Source organism: Vibrio sp. N418, assembly GCF_000222565.1.
GTDB classification, from domain to species: domain Bacteria; phylum Pseudomonadota; class Gammaproteobacteria; order Enterobacterales; family Vibrionaceae; genus Vibrio; species Vibrio scophthalmi.
Map to the genome: position 1 here is coordinate 1 of NZ_AFWD01000081.1, position 16,111 is coordinate 16,111.

19 protein-coding genes and 1 pseudogene are annotated in these 16,111 nt (G+C 40.5%); 5 read left to right on the plus strand and 15 right to left on the minus strand.

All coding sequences use genetic code 11. The features are described from left to right. The 13 genes and pseudogenes from RH86_RS20750 to RH86_RS16840 all read right to left on the minus strand — a co-directional run. Positions 1–180 (minus strand): annotated as a pseudogene (locus RH86_RS20750) (hypothetical protein); the annotation flags it as partial. A gap of 62 nt (positions 181–242) precedes the next feature. After that, positions 243–641 (minus strand): hypothetical protein, encoded by a 399-nt coding sequence (locus RH86_RS16780; RefSeq protein WP_139047666.1) that lies wholly within the window; start codon positions 639–641, stop codon positions 243–245. Between the two features lie 158 nt (positions 642–799). Next, positions 800–1,123: a DUF6572 domain-containing protein gene (locus RH86_RS16785; RefSeq protein ID WP_009387473.1), complete on the minus strand. Its 324-nt coding sequence runs from the start codon at positions 1,121–1,123 to the stop codon at positions 800–802. Between the two features lie 146 nt (positions 1,124–1,269). Continuing rightward, positions 1,270–1,572 (minus strand): hypothetical protein, encoded by a 303-nt coding sequence (locus RH86_RS16790; RefSeq protein WP_009387475.1) that lies wholly within the window; start codon positions 1,570–1,572, stop codon positions 1,270–1,272. Positions 1,573–2,311: 739 nt separating this feature from the next. Next, positions 2,312–2,761, minus strand: a complete 450-nt coding sequence (locus RH86_RS16800; RefSeq protein WP_009387477.1) for a C-GCAxxG-C-C family protein — start codon at positions 2,759–2,761, stop codon at positions 2,312–2,314. Between the two features lie 140 nt (positions 2,762–2,901). Then, positions 2,902–3,294, minus strand: a complete 393-nt coding sequence (locus RH86_RS16805) for a hypothetical protein (RefSeq protein ID WP_009387478.1) — start codon at positions 3,292–3,294, stop codon at positions 2,902–2,904. A gap of 148 nt (positions 3,295–3,442) precedes the next feature. Next, the gene (locus tag RH86_RS16810; protein ID WP_009387479.1) at positions 3,443–3,733 is read right to left on the minus strand and encodes a hypothetical protein; all 291 of its coding nucleotides are present in this window, start codon (positions 3,731–3,733) and stop codon (positions 3,443–3,445) included. A gap of 781 nt (positions 3,734–4,514) precedes the next feature. Beyond that, positions 4,515–4,853: an Imm45 family immunity protein gene (gene imm45, locus RH86_RS16815; protein ID WP_009387481.1), complete on the minus strand. Its 339-nt coding sequence runs from the start codon at positions 4,851–4,853 to the stop codon at positions 4,515–4,517. A 144-nt stretch (positions 4,854–4,997) separates the two neighbouring features. After that, complete coding sequence (locus tag RH86_RS16820; protein WP_009387483.1) at positions 4,998–5,801, minus strand: hypothetical protein; 804 nt, start codon at positions 5,799–5,801, stop codon at positions 4,998–5,000. A 297-nt stretch (positions 5,802–6,098) separates the two neighbouring features. Continuing rightward, positions 6,099–6,233, minus strand: coding sequence for a hypothetical protein (locus tag RH86_RS20785; protein ID WP_009387485.1), 135 nt, complete (start codon positions 6,231–6,233; stop codon positions 6,099–6,101). Positions 6,234–6,948: 715 nt separating this feature from the next. Continuing rightward, on the minus strand, positions 6,949–7,455 hold the full coding sequence (locus RH86_RS16830; RefSeq protein WP_009387489.1) for a GNAT family N-acetyltransferase: 507 nt from the start codon (positions 7,453–7,455) through the stop codon (positions 6,949–6,951). A 147-nt stretch (positions 7,456–7,602) separates the two neighbouring features. Then, positions 7,603–8,118, minus strand: coding sequence for a hypothetical protein (locus RH86_RS16835; protein ID WP_009387490.1), 516 nt, complete (start codon positions 8,116–8,118; stop codon positions 7,603–7,605). Between the two features lie 136 nt (positions 8,119–8,254). Further along, positions 8,255–8,725 carry a hypothetical protein gene (locus RH86_RS16840; protein ID WP_009387491.1) on the minus strand — a complete coding sequence of 157 codons (471 nt, stop codon included), beginning with the start codon at positions 8,723–8,725 and terminating at the stop codon, positions 8,255–8,257. A gap of 1,444 nt (positions 8,726–10,169) precedes the next feature. Between RH86_RS16840 and RH86_RS16850 the strand changes: the two genes are divergently transcribed. Then, on the plus strand, positions 10,170–11,564 hold the full coding sequence (locus RH86_RS16850; RefSeq protein WP_009387494.1) for an AAA family ATPase: 1,395 nt from the start codon (positions 10,170–10,172) through the stop codon (positions 11,562–11,564). 1 nt (position 11,565) lies between these two features. Then, a complete protein-coding gene (locus RH86_RS16855; RefSeq protein WP_009387495.1) occupies positions 11,566–12,273 on the plus strand; it encodes an RloB family protein in 708 nt (235 codons plus the stop codon). Positions 12,274–13,569: 1,296 nt separating this feature from the next. Here RH86_RS16855 and RH86_RS16860 read toward each other — a convergent pair. Continuing rightward, a complete protein-coding gene (locus tag RH86_RS16860) occupies positions 13,570–14,181 on the minus strand; it encodes a hypothetical protein (RefSeq protein WP_009387497.1) in 612 nt (203 codons plus the stop codon). 122 nt (positions 14,182–14,303) lie between these two features. Further along, a complete protein-coding gene (locus tag RH86_RS16865) occupies positions 14,304–14,603 on the minus strand; it encodes a hypothetical protein (RefSeq protein ID WP_038219849.1) in 300 nt (99 codons plus the stop codon). A 427-nt stretch (positions 14,604–15,030) separates the two neighbouring features. Here RH86_RS16865 and RH86_RS16870 point away from each other — a divergent pair, with 427 nt between their 5' ends. The 3 genes from RH86_RS16870 to RH86_RS16880 all read left to right on the plus strand — a co-directional run bounded on the left by RH86_RS16870 (position 15,031) and on the right by RH86_RS16880 (position 16,103). Further along, complete coding sequence (locus RH86_RS16870) at positions 15,031–15,333, plus strand: 2TM domain-containing protein (protein WP_139047669.1); 303 nt, start codon at positions 15,031–15,033, stop codon at positions 15,331–15,333. Between the two features lie 241 nt (positions 15,334–15,574). Then, on the plus strand, positions 15,575–15,823 hold the full coding sequence (locus RH86_RS16875) for a type II toxin-antitoxin system Phd/YefM family antitoxin (protein ID WP_009387502.1): 249 nt from the start codon (positions 15,575–15,577) through the stop codon (positions 15,821–15,823). Further along, positions 15,813–16,103, plus strand: coding sequence for a type II toxin-antitoxin system RelE family toxin (locus tag RH86_RS16880; RefSeq protein ID WP_009387504.1), 291 nt, complete (start codon positions 15,813–15,815; stop codon positions 16,101–16,103). The genes RH86_RS16875 and RH86_RS16880 overlap by 11 nt, the downstream gene beginning before the upstream one ends. Positions 16,104–16,111: the final 8 nt, after the last annotated feature.

The window sequence follows — 16,111 nt, forward strand, 5'->3', positions numbered from 1 at the left end:
TATTAATGCATCTATATCTTTGGCACAGTACGCTTTCGCATAATCTCCCAATGTAGAAACGATCTCGTCTAACTCTTGCATGGTACACTCCTCTGTTAAAGTGAAGTGTAGACCAACGCGGCATAACTCCGCGTTAAGTGGTGAGCAACGCAGACCACTTAACCTAAACCATTGTGACATAAACACTTAACCCAAAGTAAGCCCAAAATGCCGAGCGTTGGGAATCCGTCTTAAACGCTTTGTTAGGTGCGTTTAACCCAATTAGCCATTGGATAATGGTAACCATGATTGACGTGCACGTGATATTTATTACCGCATGCGTTACAACGACAAACAAACTCTAGTTCCCATGGTGTATCTTCTTTTTTAGTTTCAATGGATACAAACTGGCGCTCCTCTTCTTCTGTTGGAAGCAGTCGAGGTGATGCAGAGTAGGCACTGCACCTGCAGATACCTTGTTCAAGGTTATGTAGAATAGCAACAGCTAACTTGTAGACGTTTTTATTCGTCGGATCGTTAACAGCTTGTATAGAGTTACAGACGTCTGGAATTTTTGATAATGGAAATCCAGATATATCCTTTTTGCTCAAGTTAATTAAGTCCCAACTACCACTCCATACTAGGTGACTGTCACTAGACATTAATTTACTCAAAATTTTACTCATATCCATATATACACCTAACGCCGCGTTAAGTGGTGAGCAACGCCGACCACCCTACCTAACCCATTGTGACATAAACACTTAACCCAAAGTAAGCCGAAAACGCCATGCGTTGGGAGTCCGTCTTGAACGCTTTGTTAGTTGTAATTGCCCAACTCGAGCGTAAAGCTAAATCCAGCATCACTGACGACTTTCGATACCAATAAAATGAATTGTTCAGCTTCATGGTTTGGCTGATATTTAGAAACAATCCTAATTTCAAAAAGTTTCCCATTCGCTATCGGGTATCGCTCATATATTTCACCAGATTCAATAAATGATAAATAGAGGTTCAGTTTATCTTGTAGCATCAATAGCTTTTCATTTCCGTCATCCCATTCTAAATGATCGGATATTACAAGTGTTACTTTCTCATCGTCATGTGCGATAAAATCAACTTTATCGAGCTGCTCGATCGTCATTTTAAACCCTTTACAACTAACGCCGCATTAAGTGGTGAACAACGCGACCACCCAACCTTAAACCTTGCCACATATAGCACTGAAGCCGACCTAAACTGAAATTGCCAAGCGTTGAGAATCCGTCTTAAATGCTTTGTTAGAGCACGTTACTCAGGGCAAGGTAACTGATTTATTAGCTCTAATGCTTCTTCTTCCCGGTTATTGTCAAACGCCCTAAGAATACTTAGCCACTCCTCTTTGTTTCGAGTCGAGACCTGCGCATAAAATTTAAGTGTTAAATCGTCGTAACTAACTTCGCAATGCTCACCTGTTAGTACCACCGCATCGTGAATCTTTTGATCAAACACCTGAAGTTTCTCCATATCAGTTCTCGTATCAACAGGCTTTGGAGACGACGAACAACCAACCATAAATACTCCCAAACAAATGGTCAACATTTCCTTTTTCATTTATTTCCCTTCCATGTAATTAAAACTAATCTAGTGCTCTAACGCCGCATTAAGTGGTGAACAACGCGACCACCTAACCTTAAACCTTGCCACATTTAGTACTGAAGCTAACCTAAGCTGAAATTGCCAAGCGTTGAGAATCCGTCTTAAATGCTTTGTTATGTTTTAGCACAATTCGTTGATTTACTTGGCAAAGAACTGAGGTATTGACCTGGTTTTCTGAACCAAATCACAAGCTCAGACTCATTTGAGCGGCAGATGCGCCAAACCAAAAACAAGTAAGCCCACTTCCCTGCTAATGAGGCAACTCGATCAAGCCTCAACAAGCGCCGTTTCTTAGCAACAACAGCACAAAACAATGGCGATTTGCCGAGGCAACTGCCAAGGTTATTGGCTGATTGGAAAATACGCTCAAAGCGACTTTGAGCCAGAGAAACTAGACGACCAAACCACCCGAAAACCCGAATGAAGCAACCCGCGAACTTTGGCATGTTTTACGGGTGAAGTGATTCAAGAATTGGGGCAGACAATCGTGATTTGCTGAGTCTACTCTCAACGAATAGCCAAAGGGGGAAAGAACGACTCAAAGGCATTTAAGTCATTGAAATCCCATTAAAACATAACGCCGCGTTAAGTGGTGAGCAAAGCCTGCCACCCAGCCTAAACCATTGTGACATAAACACTTAACCTAAAATAAGCTGAAAATGCCGAGCGTTGGGAATCCGTCTTAAACGCTTTGTTAGGCATCTTTGCTCAAAATTTGCACTGCTATTTCAGCGGCTTTTCGAGTGTAGTTACTACAATTAGACCGAAGATTATGAGAGCGAAAGTGAGCCATACCCTCTTCTGTACCAATGTCACAACCCAAAAGCTCATGACAGTCTTTAGCCCCAAATTCATTTTGAAACTTCTCGACTAACTCCTGCGTTGCTTCGTACGTATTCGCGACAGTGTCACTTTGGGACTCACGACCTAGAACTAAGCTAATGCCCATAACAGCCCCTGATAAAGCACCACATGGTCCACAGGTTCTAGCCATGCCACTACAAAATCCAGTCGCCATTTTCGAGGCTAAGCGATCATCCACCCCGTGATATTCAGCGATAGCAGAAACGACACTTTCAGCACACAAAAGTCCATTTTCAAAATGAGCTTCCGCCAACTTACCAAATTTTATTGATTCTTCCATGACAGCAACCTCCTTGATGCCTAACGCCGCGTTAAGTGGTGAACAACGCCTACCACCCTGCCTAAACCATTGTGACATAAACACTTAAACCAAAGAAAACTGGAAACGCCAAGCGTTGGGAATCCGTCTTAAACGCTTTGTTAGGTGATTGTTAACTCTATACGTAAAGGAACCAACTCATCCTCAATACCAACAACTGATCCAATGATAGATAGCTGCCCATTTTTACCGACAATCTTACAAGGAAAAACAGTGTAATGATCCATGAAATATAACCCAATATCATACGCATCTATATCGTATTCAGTAAGTGTATATTCGAAGTTATTCAAGTCAGTAGTTCGGGGAATTTGCAGACCACTTATATAAAATCTCGGTGGGTATAAGGCCCAGCTATAAGGGTGACTGTCATCTTCTGTTAAAGAATCAAACACTGATTCATCAGAGCTAATATCTAAATCCAACACACCGTTGAGATGGCTGAACCGAAAGCCGCTTTCTATGCCAAAGTCTATATCGTCAAATCTGAACATTTTTCCTCTGCTACACCTAACGCCGCATTAAGGTGTGAGCAACGCTACCACGAAACTTAACCATACCACCGTAAACACGAAACCCAACGATGGAATGAAAAATGCCAAGCGTTGGGAATCACTCTTAAATGCTTTGTTAAGTTTTGCTTTAAAAATTTGTGTTCATAAAATTCAAAACGTCAATCGCTTCAGTATATGACAACAGTAACTTTGCGTCTCCATGGGTCAAAACGACTTTGTCCCCATCGCGATAAAATCCAGCGCTATTGCTTCCACTGTAATTTTCAGACAGGTCCACCCTCATATATTCTCGTACACATTCTAGCCTTAAGCCTACAGACCACCCACCTGTCATACCTATATTTAAACCGTGTTCACTCGCATCAAAAAATAAGTGGTCTTGATGCTTGGTTCTAGAAAACTGTATTGAAGATGACATAAATTAACTCCTTCACTAATCGCATTAGATTCCATAAAGAGTCAACACCCAACAAAAAGCAAGAGATACTAATTAGAACTTCGAGTCATTTCAAAGGGGGTGATTAGAGACTTAACGCCGCATTAAGTGGTGAACAACGCGACCACCCAAGCCTAAACCTTGCCACATTTAGCACTAAACTGACCTAAGCTGAAATTGCCAAGCGTTGAGAATCCGTCTTAAATGCTTTGTTATGTAAATTCAGCCACATAAGCCAAAGTTACCACGAAAAACTAAGCCTGTACGACCGAAGAAATAGCCAAAACCAAAGAACCCAACAGTGTTCACGAATTTGCAGAGCCAGCAATGTTACAGAGCAAGCTTCAACAAGCGAAAAATGGTGATGAGCAGCGACCAAAAATGCTTTTGAATCTGGGAAACCAAACGAAAGAAACCATCAGCAAATGGGGACTTTCGTTAACCTTGCCCTTTCCACACTTTGAACCGGCAAGACTAACCAAGAACCAACTCTGAAACTGAATGAGGAAACTCACGAACTTTGGCATGTTTTACGGCTAATTTGGCAAAGAATCGGGACAGAAAAAGTGAATTTTTACGAGGATGCAAACCGATAGCTAGAGAGAGCAAATAAACAGAATAATGCCTATTTTACCCGCTTTACATAACGCCGCATTAAGTGGTGAGCAACGCCAACCACCTTACCTAAACCATTGTGACATAGACACTTAAACCGAAGTAAGCCGAAAACGCCATGCGTTGGGAATCCGTCTTAAATGCTTTGTTAGGCAATAATTCCAATTTCCTGCGTATAGCCTTCTGATACTTGCACTTCAGTCACTGATGTCTCGGGATAAACCCAATTAGTCCAATTTTCAATAAGCCGGGTCTTGCTAATGGCTTGAACTTTTCCTTTCGCACGCGCCTCTAATGGCAGCCCACCTTCATGGTGACCACTTTTATAACCGGTGGTGCAAACAAGGGAAAAACCACTTTCGGAAGCTGAGTCTAAAAACAGCATAAAATCGACAACAGGTTCGAATGGATAAGTAGCAGGAAATCTAAATACAGTTCCCCGCCACAAATTCTCATCTTCCAATTCTACTAATTTTTTCCATTCCATAACTGCATAATTCCTGATATTGCCTAACGCCGCATTAAGGTGTGAGCAACGCTACCACTGAACCTAAACTATGTCACCGTAAACACAAAACCCAACGATGGCACGAAAAATGCCAAGCGTTGGGAATCACTCTTAAATGCTTTGTTATGTCTCATCGGCTCGTTCAACGTTAATAGCTTCAATCGCCTTAAGCATGATCAACCACTGGAGTCGCAGAAATAACAAGAACATAAGCAACTTCTTAAAAGCTAGAGCTACATTTGCCACATTAGAATAGATATCACTCAATAACGAATAGTTTTCCAACATTGCTATTGTTGTCTTATTCAATTCATTAACAACACTCATAGACTTCTCGTTGAAGAACGGAGTCGTTTTATTGCATGTACTTTTAAATACTATCTCCTTATTTAAGGATGAACTATTTGCATCTAACTCGTCATTGATTTTTAACACAGATCTTTCAAGTTCGGCTGATTCTTCAATTGCTAATCGATACTGTTTAGAAAGTTTACTAAACTCCTCCAAATCTGTATCTGAAATGGAGTACCCCGCAATAATCTGATAAAAAATATTAGAATCAATCGTCTTGATCATGTTGTCAATTTCGTCAAACATATAAGAAGACACTGAGAACTTTGATTTGCTCAGCATCATAATCGAAAACATATCTCGGTAGTAAGTTTTCAGGTGTCTCATATCTTCTTGAGTAACCCCACCAGAAGTATCACATAGCACTCTTCCGCTAGCATTAAGATATTTAAGTAGATCATCCCACCGGTGGGAAGAGCTATATTGCCAACGCTCCATTTGATAATTATAAAGGTACTCTTTTGATGCTTGAGGTTTTTCTAGGTCGCTAAACATAAATATTTGTATAGAAAATATTACTGATGAGTAAGCAAATATCCCTACAGTAAACCAAAAGTCTTTTTTCCAACTCCTCAAACTTCACTCCCAAATTATGGTTACACTCCAGAGACATAACGCCGCGTTAAGTGGCGAGCAACGCTAACCACCCAACCTAAACCATTGTGACATAAACACTTAACCTGAAGAAAGCCGAAAGCGCCAAGCGTTGGGAGTCCGTCTTAAACGCTTTGTTATGCTTGTGCTATCAGCAGGTACAGTAGACAAATTTTCAAACCTCACGCTGTTACACTATGTAAGCTGTACTAATTTGTCATCCATGCCAACATGGTAAAAACTACACGCAATATAGAGTTAGGCTGTTACACAAAAACTTTATTTGCGATTTTCTTTACCATCTAAATACTCTGCATACTTTTTAGCAATTAGCTGATGTATATGAAGTCCTGTTTTACGAAAAAGATACCAATCTATCGCAGCTAAAACAGCTAAGCCAATTATAGTTCCCATGCAAAACTCTCCTTCACCATCACGTCAAAAATCTATCAAATCATTGATAAATCGCCCATATTTGCGATTTTCAGAAAAAAGCATAACGCCCTGCTAAGGGGTGAGCAACGCAATACCGAAGCCGCCGCATACCACCTTAATCACAAAAATCAACGCATAGTAAAAATGCCACGCGTTGCGAATCCCTCTTGAGCAGTTTGTTAGTTTGCAAACCCAAAACGTTGATTTTACGTTATTTTAAGTTTTGAAAACAATAAGCTTTATGTGCTTTGATGCACTTAAGTCAGGCTTAGTCTCCAAGCAGCTAGTCAATGAAACCACGTGAACTTTCCACACCAGAGAAAACGTCCTTTCAGCGAATAAATCGGCTTTTGTACCAACAAACTCAACGAGCAGAGTTTCAGCAAAAAAATCAAACTCAGTTAACCCTAAAGTCACCGCACCAAAGAAAAAATCAACCATTGAAACGATGCCAATTTTGGATTTTCACCACGCAAGTTAACACTGAAATTGAACACCAATATGACAATTTAGACTTTCAGCTTTTACCAATAGATCTTGCGATATAGCTGCGTTGTTCCTCTTGCAAACTAACGCCGCGTTAAGTGGTGAGCAACGCAGACCACCCTACCTAAACCATTGTGACATAAACACTAAAACCAAAGTAAGCCGAAAATGCCAAGCGTTGGGAATCCGTCTTAAACGCTTTGTTAAATTACAATATTTTGAAGAAGTAAACTGTGCCTTCTAGCTCACCTGTAGAGCTTCGTGCAAACTGAGGAATTTGACCGGCTTCGGTATAGCCAATAGTTCGATATAACGAAGAAGCGACATCACCTAAACGTGTATCGAGTACAAGCAATGACAACCCTATTTCAGTTGCGACATCTTCCATCAGTGACATTAGCTTTTTACTAATACCCTTTCCTCGCGCATCCGTATGAACCATTAATTTTTCAACTTCACCTCGATGCGAACCATTAGGCTTAGAACATAGCGAAAGTTGAACAGCACCAATTACACTTTCACCGTCATACACAAGAAATACCCTTCTCGTACCCGACTCAAGATCTGATTCAACGGACGACCAATATGATTTCACTTCGTTTTCATCAACAGGAGTTAAGAAACCGACAGACGCTCCGCTATTAATGCAATCGACTAACAGTAAATGTAACTGCTCGGCTAGACCTGAGATCGAACTTACTTCCTTGATTTCCACAAAACTATCCTTGTAATTTAACGCCGCGTTAAGTGGTGAGCAACGCCTACCACCATGCCTAAACCATTGTGAAATTAACACTTAAAATGAAGTAAGCCGAAAACGCCATGCGTTGGGAATCCGTCTTAAACGCCTTGTTATGTATGTTTAAAGTAGTTCGATTAGACCTGAAAGACCTGCACCTACAACACTTGCAACAGTGCTATTTTCCAGCAAAGACTTAAGAATACTTTTTGCTTTCTCATCGTTGGACTGGGCTACTTTTTCTACCAACTCCTGTACGTTGATGTTGGTTATTTGGCTATTGTGATTACCAACTTGAACTTGCTCACTGTTGATCGTACCAATATTTATTTGTGGCATTGCTTGCTCCTGAATTTCTGTTTTCATGATCAATTTATCTCCGATAATCACTATATGACCACCTCCACCTATTGTGATACCGATGGCATTCAGGTCACTTCTACCGTCCATATTCGAGATAAGTCTCTTTGTACTCAGATATCTAAGATGAGTTTCAAATTTTCGGTCAATACGACCATTACTACCTTCGATTTGAACACCTAGAGACAGTAATTCTTCAAGGTATTCCTTTAAATTTGGAACTGCGCTATCAGCCAAAGGCTTCAATAATAGATCTAAATACTCTTGCTCAATTTTCATTTTTACCTCGAAATACATAACGCCGCATTAAGTGGTGAACAACGCGACTACCCAAGCCTAAACCTTGCCACATACAGCACTGAAGCTGACCTAGGCTGAAATCGCCAAGCGTTGAGAATCCGTCTTAAATGCTTTGTTATGCTTCTTGGATACCCACAAATAAATGACGCGCTTCAATATTTTTATACATACTATGGGTAGGGTCGTAATACCCTAACGGCATTGTTTTTTGTAAACCCGATTTATTCAAACGATCATCTTCTGTACTAGTGATGACCCGAACACGATACATTCGAGATACAACCTCAATAATCATTGATGAATCGAATGCTGATAACGCTCTAATTTCATTGAAAATAACAGTAATTGGGACTACGTGTTCTACCACCCTTTTCTCATTAGGGAACTCCCTGACGCCCTTTGAACAAGGAGCTACTTTATTATATTTTCCAAGCGCTCTCTGATCATTTTTCGTTACATGCCCAAATACGTGGCAAAATATTGCATCTATAGCAGGTCTATAAGACGATACATCATCAATTCCAGCATTTAACATAGCTATAATTGAATTTGCATACCCTACAGCTTTCCTATCATCTAATCTCATTTCTCGAAAAAATTTTAGCTAAATTAACTGGATTGGAGGCTATCACAAACATTTGCATCGAAGAAGCGCAAACGAGCTTAAACCAAGTTGCATAACGCCGCGTTAAGTGGCGAGCAACGCTAACCAGCCAACCTAAACCATTGTGACATAAACACTTAACCCAAAGTAGCCGAAAACGCCAAGCGTTGGGAGTCCGTCTTGAACGCTTTGTTATGTACGTGCTCAAAGGGATGCTCCATCTATTTTTACGACTGGAATTTCACTGAAATTTAACCCACTAAGACAACGAGCATTTACAGCCCAACCAGTAAATGGGACTTTGCCTGCATCGATTTCAGCTTTGGTCAATTGACTAGGTTTACGAAATGGCAGAATACCGCATTTGGGGCAAAAGTAGTCTTCGGCGGTCTCACTGCCCCATTGGTATAGAACTGCATTTTCGAGGGGAGTTAAAACCGTCAAATTCTCCGTTGGCACTCTAAAATTTAGCGCACCTCTACGGAGACAGATGGAACAATTACACTCTCGAAGATGGTCAATATCGGCTAAAACTTCGAATTTAATGAGACCACAGTGACATGAACCGGAATACGTTTTTGGCATCCTGCCTCCTTAGTACATAACGCCGCATTAAGTGGTGAACAACGCGACCACTCAAACCTAAACCTTGCCACATTTAGCACTGAAGCCGACCTAGACTGAAACCGCCAAGCGTTGAGAATCCGTCTTAAATGCTTTGTTATGTTTTAGCACAATTCGTTGATTTAATTGGCAAAGAACTGAAATATTGACCTAGATTTCTGAACCAAATCACAAGCTCGAACTCACTTGACCGCCAGATGCGCCAAACCAGAAACGAGTAAAACCACTTCCCTGATAATGAGGCAACTCGATCAAGCCTCAACAAGCGCCCTTTCTTAGCAAAAGCAGCGCAGAACAATGGCAATTTGCCGACTCAACTGCCAAGGTTATTTGCTAATTGGCAAATACACCCAAAGCGACTTTGAGCCAGAGAAACAAGACGACCAAACCACCCCAAAACCCGAATGAAGCAACCCACGAACTTTGGCATGTTTTACGGGCTGAGAGATTTAAGAACTGAGCGATAATGGTGATTTGCTGAGTCTATTCCAAACGAATAGCCAAAGGGGCAAAGAACGACTCAAAGGCATTTAAGCCATTGAAATCACATTAAAACATAACGCCGCATTAAGTGGTGAACAACGCGACCACCCAAGCCTAAACCTCGCCACAGTTAGCATTGAAGCCGACCTGAACTGAAATTGCCAAGCGTTGAGAATCCGTCTTAAATGCTTTGTTATACGATTTCCGCACACGAGGAAACTAATTCTAAGACAATCTCTCATAAAAACGCAGAAAAAAGAACAATTGACACTCTCAACATGTATACTTAAGGTGAAATTTTCACTTTAAGGCAAAAAATATGCTCATTTACTTTTCAGCAGAAAACTTCCGCTCAATCAAAGAGGAAGTGTCTCTAGACATGAGAACCGCACCTCGCCTTAGAAGACTTGCCCACCACACTGTAAAACCATTGCAAGACGAGCCTAAATTATCGCTTCTACGCAGTGCATTAGTATATGGAACAAACGCATCAGGTAAGTCTAATCTTGTCAAAGCTATTCAATTCGTAAAGGATTGCGTTCTTTCAAAGGGCAAGGCCAGTAATGGGGCTAAATCTGAACCATTTAAGCTCGTTCACGAGATAAAAAACGAATCAAAGTTTTATATTGAATTCACTTCGTTTGGTCAACATATAGGTTTCGGATTTTCTTTAAATGACGAACGAGTTCTGAATGAATACCTATATCTCTTGAATAATGATAATGATCAAGAATTGTGTATTTATGAACGTACATACGAGAACGAGAGTCAATCCTATATAATTCAAACTGACATAGATAACGTTGAATTAGAGTCAGAAAATGAAGATGTAGTTAGCTCTCAAATGTCTGAACTTCTTCTTCTTATTAAATATACATCCAAAAATAAATTATTTCTCAGCGAAGCTATCGAAAAAAACTTGGATGATTCCATGCCTGTGTTAAATCACTTACTTTTACCAACATTCTATTTTTTCAAGGTGAAATTAATTGTAATTTTCCCTGAAACGACCTATGGAGGTATTCATAGGGATATTGTTGCTGAAGAAGATGGTTGCCCTGACTACGCGCAGTTATTGAATAGATTTGATACAGGTGTCGCAGGCATAAGTTCACAAAATGTTGACACGCATAGTCTACCTTCATCAATGCTCAAACTAGTAAAAGAAAAGTTAGAATCTACAAAACGGTTCCCATTATCATTCCGAGGTGTGAAATATAACTTTGAATTTGATGATAATAATGAACTGGTCGCAACTAAAGTCGTCACAACCAGGAAAATAGAAGACGGGAAAACTATAACATTTGATTTAGAGGAAGAATCAGATGGTACCTGTCGATTACTTGATTTACTCCCAGCAATATCATCAAAGAATCATGGTGACGAAGATTCAGGGAAAGTATTTGTAATAGATGAATTTAATCGAAGCTTACACCCTAATATATCGAAAGACTTCTTAGATATATTTTTAAACGCTCAAACTTCGCACCCTCAAGACCAACTTATTGTGACAACACACGAATCACACCTACTTGATAATGAACTATTACGAAGAGATGAGATTTGGTTTGTACAAAAAGAAGATGACCAATCATCTTCGCTGTACTCCTTAAATGATTACAGTGAAAGATTTGATAGAGACCTGCGTAAAGCATACTTAACGGGAGCTTACGGAGCAGTACCTTTCACGATGGGTGAATATAAGCGAGGTTAATATGCCACTACCAACTAATAGAAAGGCCGCTCGTGGCAGTAAGTACGCAAAAAAAATTGATCCCATCACATTCCATGTAGCATACGAAGGAATTGAAGCAGAAAAAGAATATTTTGAGGCATTATCAAGATCAATTAGTCGCAGATTCAGAAAACTAATCTTATTTATTCCTGTACCTAAAAGCTCAACAGATTCTGCACCTAGTAAAGTAGTCGAGGATTTAGTTAAGCACTTGGATGAAAATTCAATCAATTTGAATACTGCAAACTTTAACCACAAAGGCATAATTGTCATTGATACGGACCACCATTTTGATGGTACCCATAATAGAAGTACTCAAGAAGCACTAAAAGTTTGTCGCCAAAAAGGTATTCAAGTCGTGATCACTAACCCTTGCTTCGAGCTTTGGTTAATGTGTCACTTTAGCGACATTTCAGATCAGTGCGATGAATTTTGCGAAAATCTTTTAAAGAATGATAAACATCCGGATAGTAAGACAAAAACATTTTCTAAAATCGAGTATTCAAAGATGAAAGGCAACACTAACCTGAAAGAAATTATTACCTTGCTTCCTGATGCACTAAAAAATGAACAAAGTCTCAACCTAAAATGTGAGGATCAAACCTTAATTCCTCCAACTCAACTGTATTCTGGTGTTGGACAAATTATTCATCAAATGATTGAAGCTGGGTTCATTCTGAATGATTAGTCACTGCAGTACCTTTAGCTAAGATAAAGGTGCTGCACCTCTAAATCGTATAACGCCGCATTAAGTGGTGAACAACGCGACCACTAACCTTAAACCTTGCCACATTCAGCACTTAAGCCGACCTAAGCTGAAATTGCCAGGCGTTGAGAATCCGCCTTAAATGCTTTGTTATGTAAATTCAGCTACATAAGCCAAAGTTACCACGAAAAACCAAGCCTGTACGACCGAAGAAATAGCCAAAACCAAAGAACCCAACAGTGTTCACGAATTTGCAGATCCAGCAATGTTACAGACCAAGCTTCAACAAGCGAAAAATGGTGATGAGTAGCGACTAAAAATGCTTTTGAATCTGGCAAACCGAACGAAAGAAACCATCAGCAAGTGGGGGCTTTCGTTAACTTTGCCCTTTCCCCACTTTGAGCCCGCAAAACTAGCCACGAATCGACACTGGAACTGAATGAGGAAACTCACGAACCTTGGCATGTTTTACGGCTAATTTGGCAAAGAATCGGGACAGAAAAAGTGAATTTTGACGAGGATGCAAACCGATAGCTAGAGAGAGCGGATAAGCAGAATAATGCCCATTTTACCCGCTTTACATAACGCCGCATTAAGTGGTGAACAACGCGACCACCCAAGCCTAAACCTTGCCACATTTAGCACTAAAGCTGACCTGAACTGAAATTGCCAAGCGTTGAGAATCCGTCTTAAATGCTTTGTTATGTTTTAGCACAATTCGTTGATTTACTTGGCAAAGAACTGAGATGCAGACTTAGATTTCTGAACCAAGTCACAAGCTAGAACCCACTTGACCGGCAGACGTGCCAAACCCAAGACGAATAAGCCCACTTCCCTGATAATGAGGCAACTCGACCAAGGTTCAACAAACGCCCTTTCTTAGCACAAGCAGCGCAGAACAATGGATATTTGCCGACTCAACTGCCAAGGTTATTAGCTAATTGAGAAATACGCCCGAAGCGACTTTGAGCCAGAGAAACAAGGCGACCAAACCACCCGAAAACTCGAATGAAGCAACCCGCGAACCTTGGCATGTTTTACGGGCTGAGTGGTTTAAGAACTGGGCGACAATGGTGATTTACTGAGTCTACTCCCAACGAATAGCCAAAGGGACAAAGAACGACTAAAAGGCATTTAAGTCATTGAAATTACATTAAAACATAACGCCCTATTAAGGGGTGAGCAACGCAATACCAATGCCGCCGCATACCGCCTTAAACACTAAAACCAACGCATAGTGAAAACGCCACGCGTTGCGAATCCCTCTTGAACAGTTTGTTATGCAGATTCTACCCACTTTCGATAAAAGTCTACATTAAGCAACTTCGAAACTAACGTGTTGAAGTCATTGCTATTACCGTATTTTCTTGCCACATCTTCGAAGACTAGGTGACGACATTTGGAAGAGACACTCGGAAAGCCGTTTACTTCCCACTTAGAATGAACTTGTTTCCTTGAGATAAGAGCCCATTCTTTGGTTAGCAGATATCGATGGCCTTCATATGTTACTGACAAATCGTGTCCATCACATTGTTCAGGAAGCTGTCGCTCAATGACTGAAATCATACTACCCGAAACCCTAGAACCACTATGAGAGGTTTTACATGGGTGAAGGAAGCGGTCATCAAAGGTTTTCTGTGCTAACCGATCTAAACCTAGCTTTGCTTCAATAGGGAAACAGGTTTTTGAATGTACATCCAAAATGCAGATATCTACTTTGTGTACGCCATCGAATATCAAATCGGAGCACGGGTCTAGCCTAATTTCAGGAACAGCTATGAACTCGTCAAACGAAAGCGCTAAAACTTCCTTCAGGAAAGAGCGAACCTCATCTGAGTTGTTAATAAGCTCGCATACTAGGGCTTCCCCGATATGGTTTAGCTGAATCATATTTTCTCCATCTGCATAACGCCGCGTTAAGTGGTGAGCAACGCTACCACCCTACCTAACCCATTGTGACATAGACACTTAACCAAAAGTCACCCGAAAATGCCAAGCGTTGGGAATCCTTCTTAAACGCTTTGTTGTGTGCTTTTTTGCTTGTTTGAAAGTCTTTGATACCGCCACTCACCTAAAAACCAGAAAATAACATTAAGAGGGATACCTATTACTAACAGAAGTATTAGTGTCATAGGTAAACTAGTAAACAGCTCTTCCCATTGGTTTTGGTTGGTAAAAAGAGCAACTGCAATAAACTTACCAAGAAGATACGCACCAGCTATGATGATAGTCTGACGTAAAGTGTAATAAATTAGCCCTCGTTGCCGTTTTTTACTCCATTGTATTAGCCATTCATCCTGAGACTTTGTCATCTCACTCACCCTCATATTAATACTGACTTCATCTAGCCTAGTCATATGATATTAATATGCTATTTTGTTGGAAATTTATACGAGTAATCTCCCGATTTCGGGGTAGCACATAACGCCGCATTAAGGGGCGAAAGACGCCATCCCCTGAACTAAACCATTGTGACATAAACACTTAATTAAAACTGTGACACCAAACCGCCAAGCGTTTTGAGTCCCTCTTAAATGCTTTGTTAGCTTACGAGCTTGGGGGAATTAGAAACTCAAGAATGCCGCTTTTTGGTTCGTATCCCTTAGACGTGGACACTTTATCCTAGTTATTGACACTTCACTCCCCCTTTTCAACATTTCGTCGCAAAGAAACCTCAAGCCCCACAACTACATTTATCATTCTCCGTATTCGATACTTACGTTAAAAAAAGGCAGTGAAATGGAACAAACAATGCACACAACTAATCAACAAGAACACATACGGGCTCAAGTAAAAAAAGAAAAAGAATTTTATGTCCACTTAACCAAATATTTATCGGTAATATGCCTATTGTTTGTCATTAATTTCGTCACTGGTACTGAGGAACTTTGGGCAATTTATCCAGCCTTAGGCTGGGGAATATTTATGGTTTCGCACGCTATCAAGGCATTTGAGATATTTAATTTTTTAGGCGATGACTGGGAGCAAAAAGAAGTAGAAAAGCGCTTAACAAAACTACGGAAATGGGCAGCTAGAGTCTAGGCTTTCTATGACACAACAGCATAAAAAAGTGCAAAAATCAATGATGAGTGCTTAGAAAGCTAACGCCGTGTTAAGTGGTGAGCAGCGCTACCACCAAAACTCAAGACATTGTGCCATAAACACATATGCAAAACTTTGAACTGAAACAGCCGAGCGTTGCGAATCCGTCTTAAACACCTTGTTATACCGCTTGTTTGCAACTAAAATGACCATATTAAAGACCGCTTTAAGGAGCTTTTAAATGACCGCTAGAATATTAGCTGATGTTGCTGCAAGTATTACTGAGTTTAAAGCGAACCCAATGAAGGTTGCTTCAAGCGCTTATGGTGATCCAGTCGCCGTACTAAACCGAAATGAACCTGCATTTTACTGTGTACCTGCTGCTGCATACGAAATGATGATGGACAAACTTGAAGATATTGAGCTGCTCGCTTTAGCTAAAGAGCGAGAATCTGAAGCAAGTATTTCGGTGAGTATCGATGACTTATAATCTTGAATTTAAAAGTAGCGCACTTAAAGAGTGGAAAAAACTCGGCGCTACTTTGCAACAGCAATTTAAGAAGAAACTGATTGAGCGCTTAGCTAATCCACACGTTCCGGCTTCAAAATTATCCAGCGCAGACAACATGTATAAGATCAAGTTACGCCAATCTGGCTATCGCTTAGTATACAAAGTGCAAGACGACGTAGTTATTGTTACCGTTTTAGCCGTAGGTAAGCGCGAACGTAGCTATGTGTACAGAAAAGCGATGACAAGGCTCAACGACTGATTGCGGTA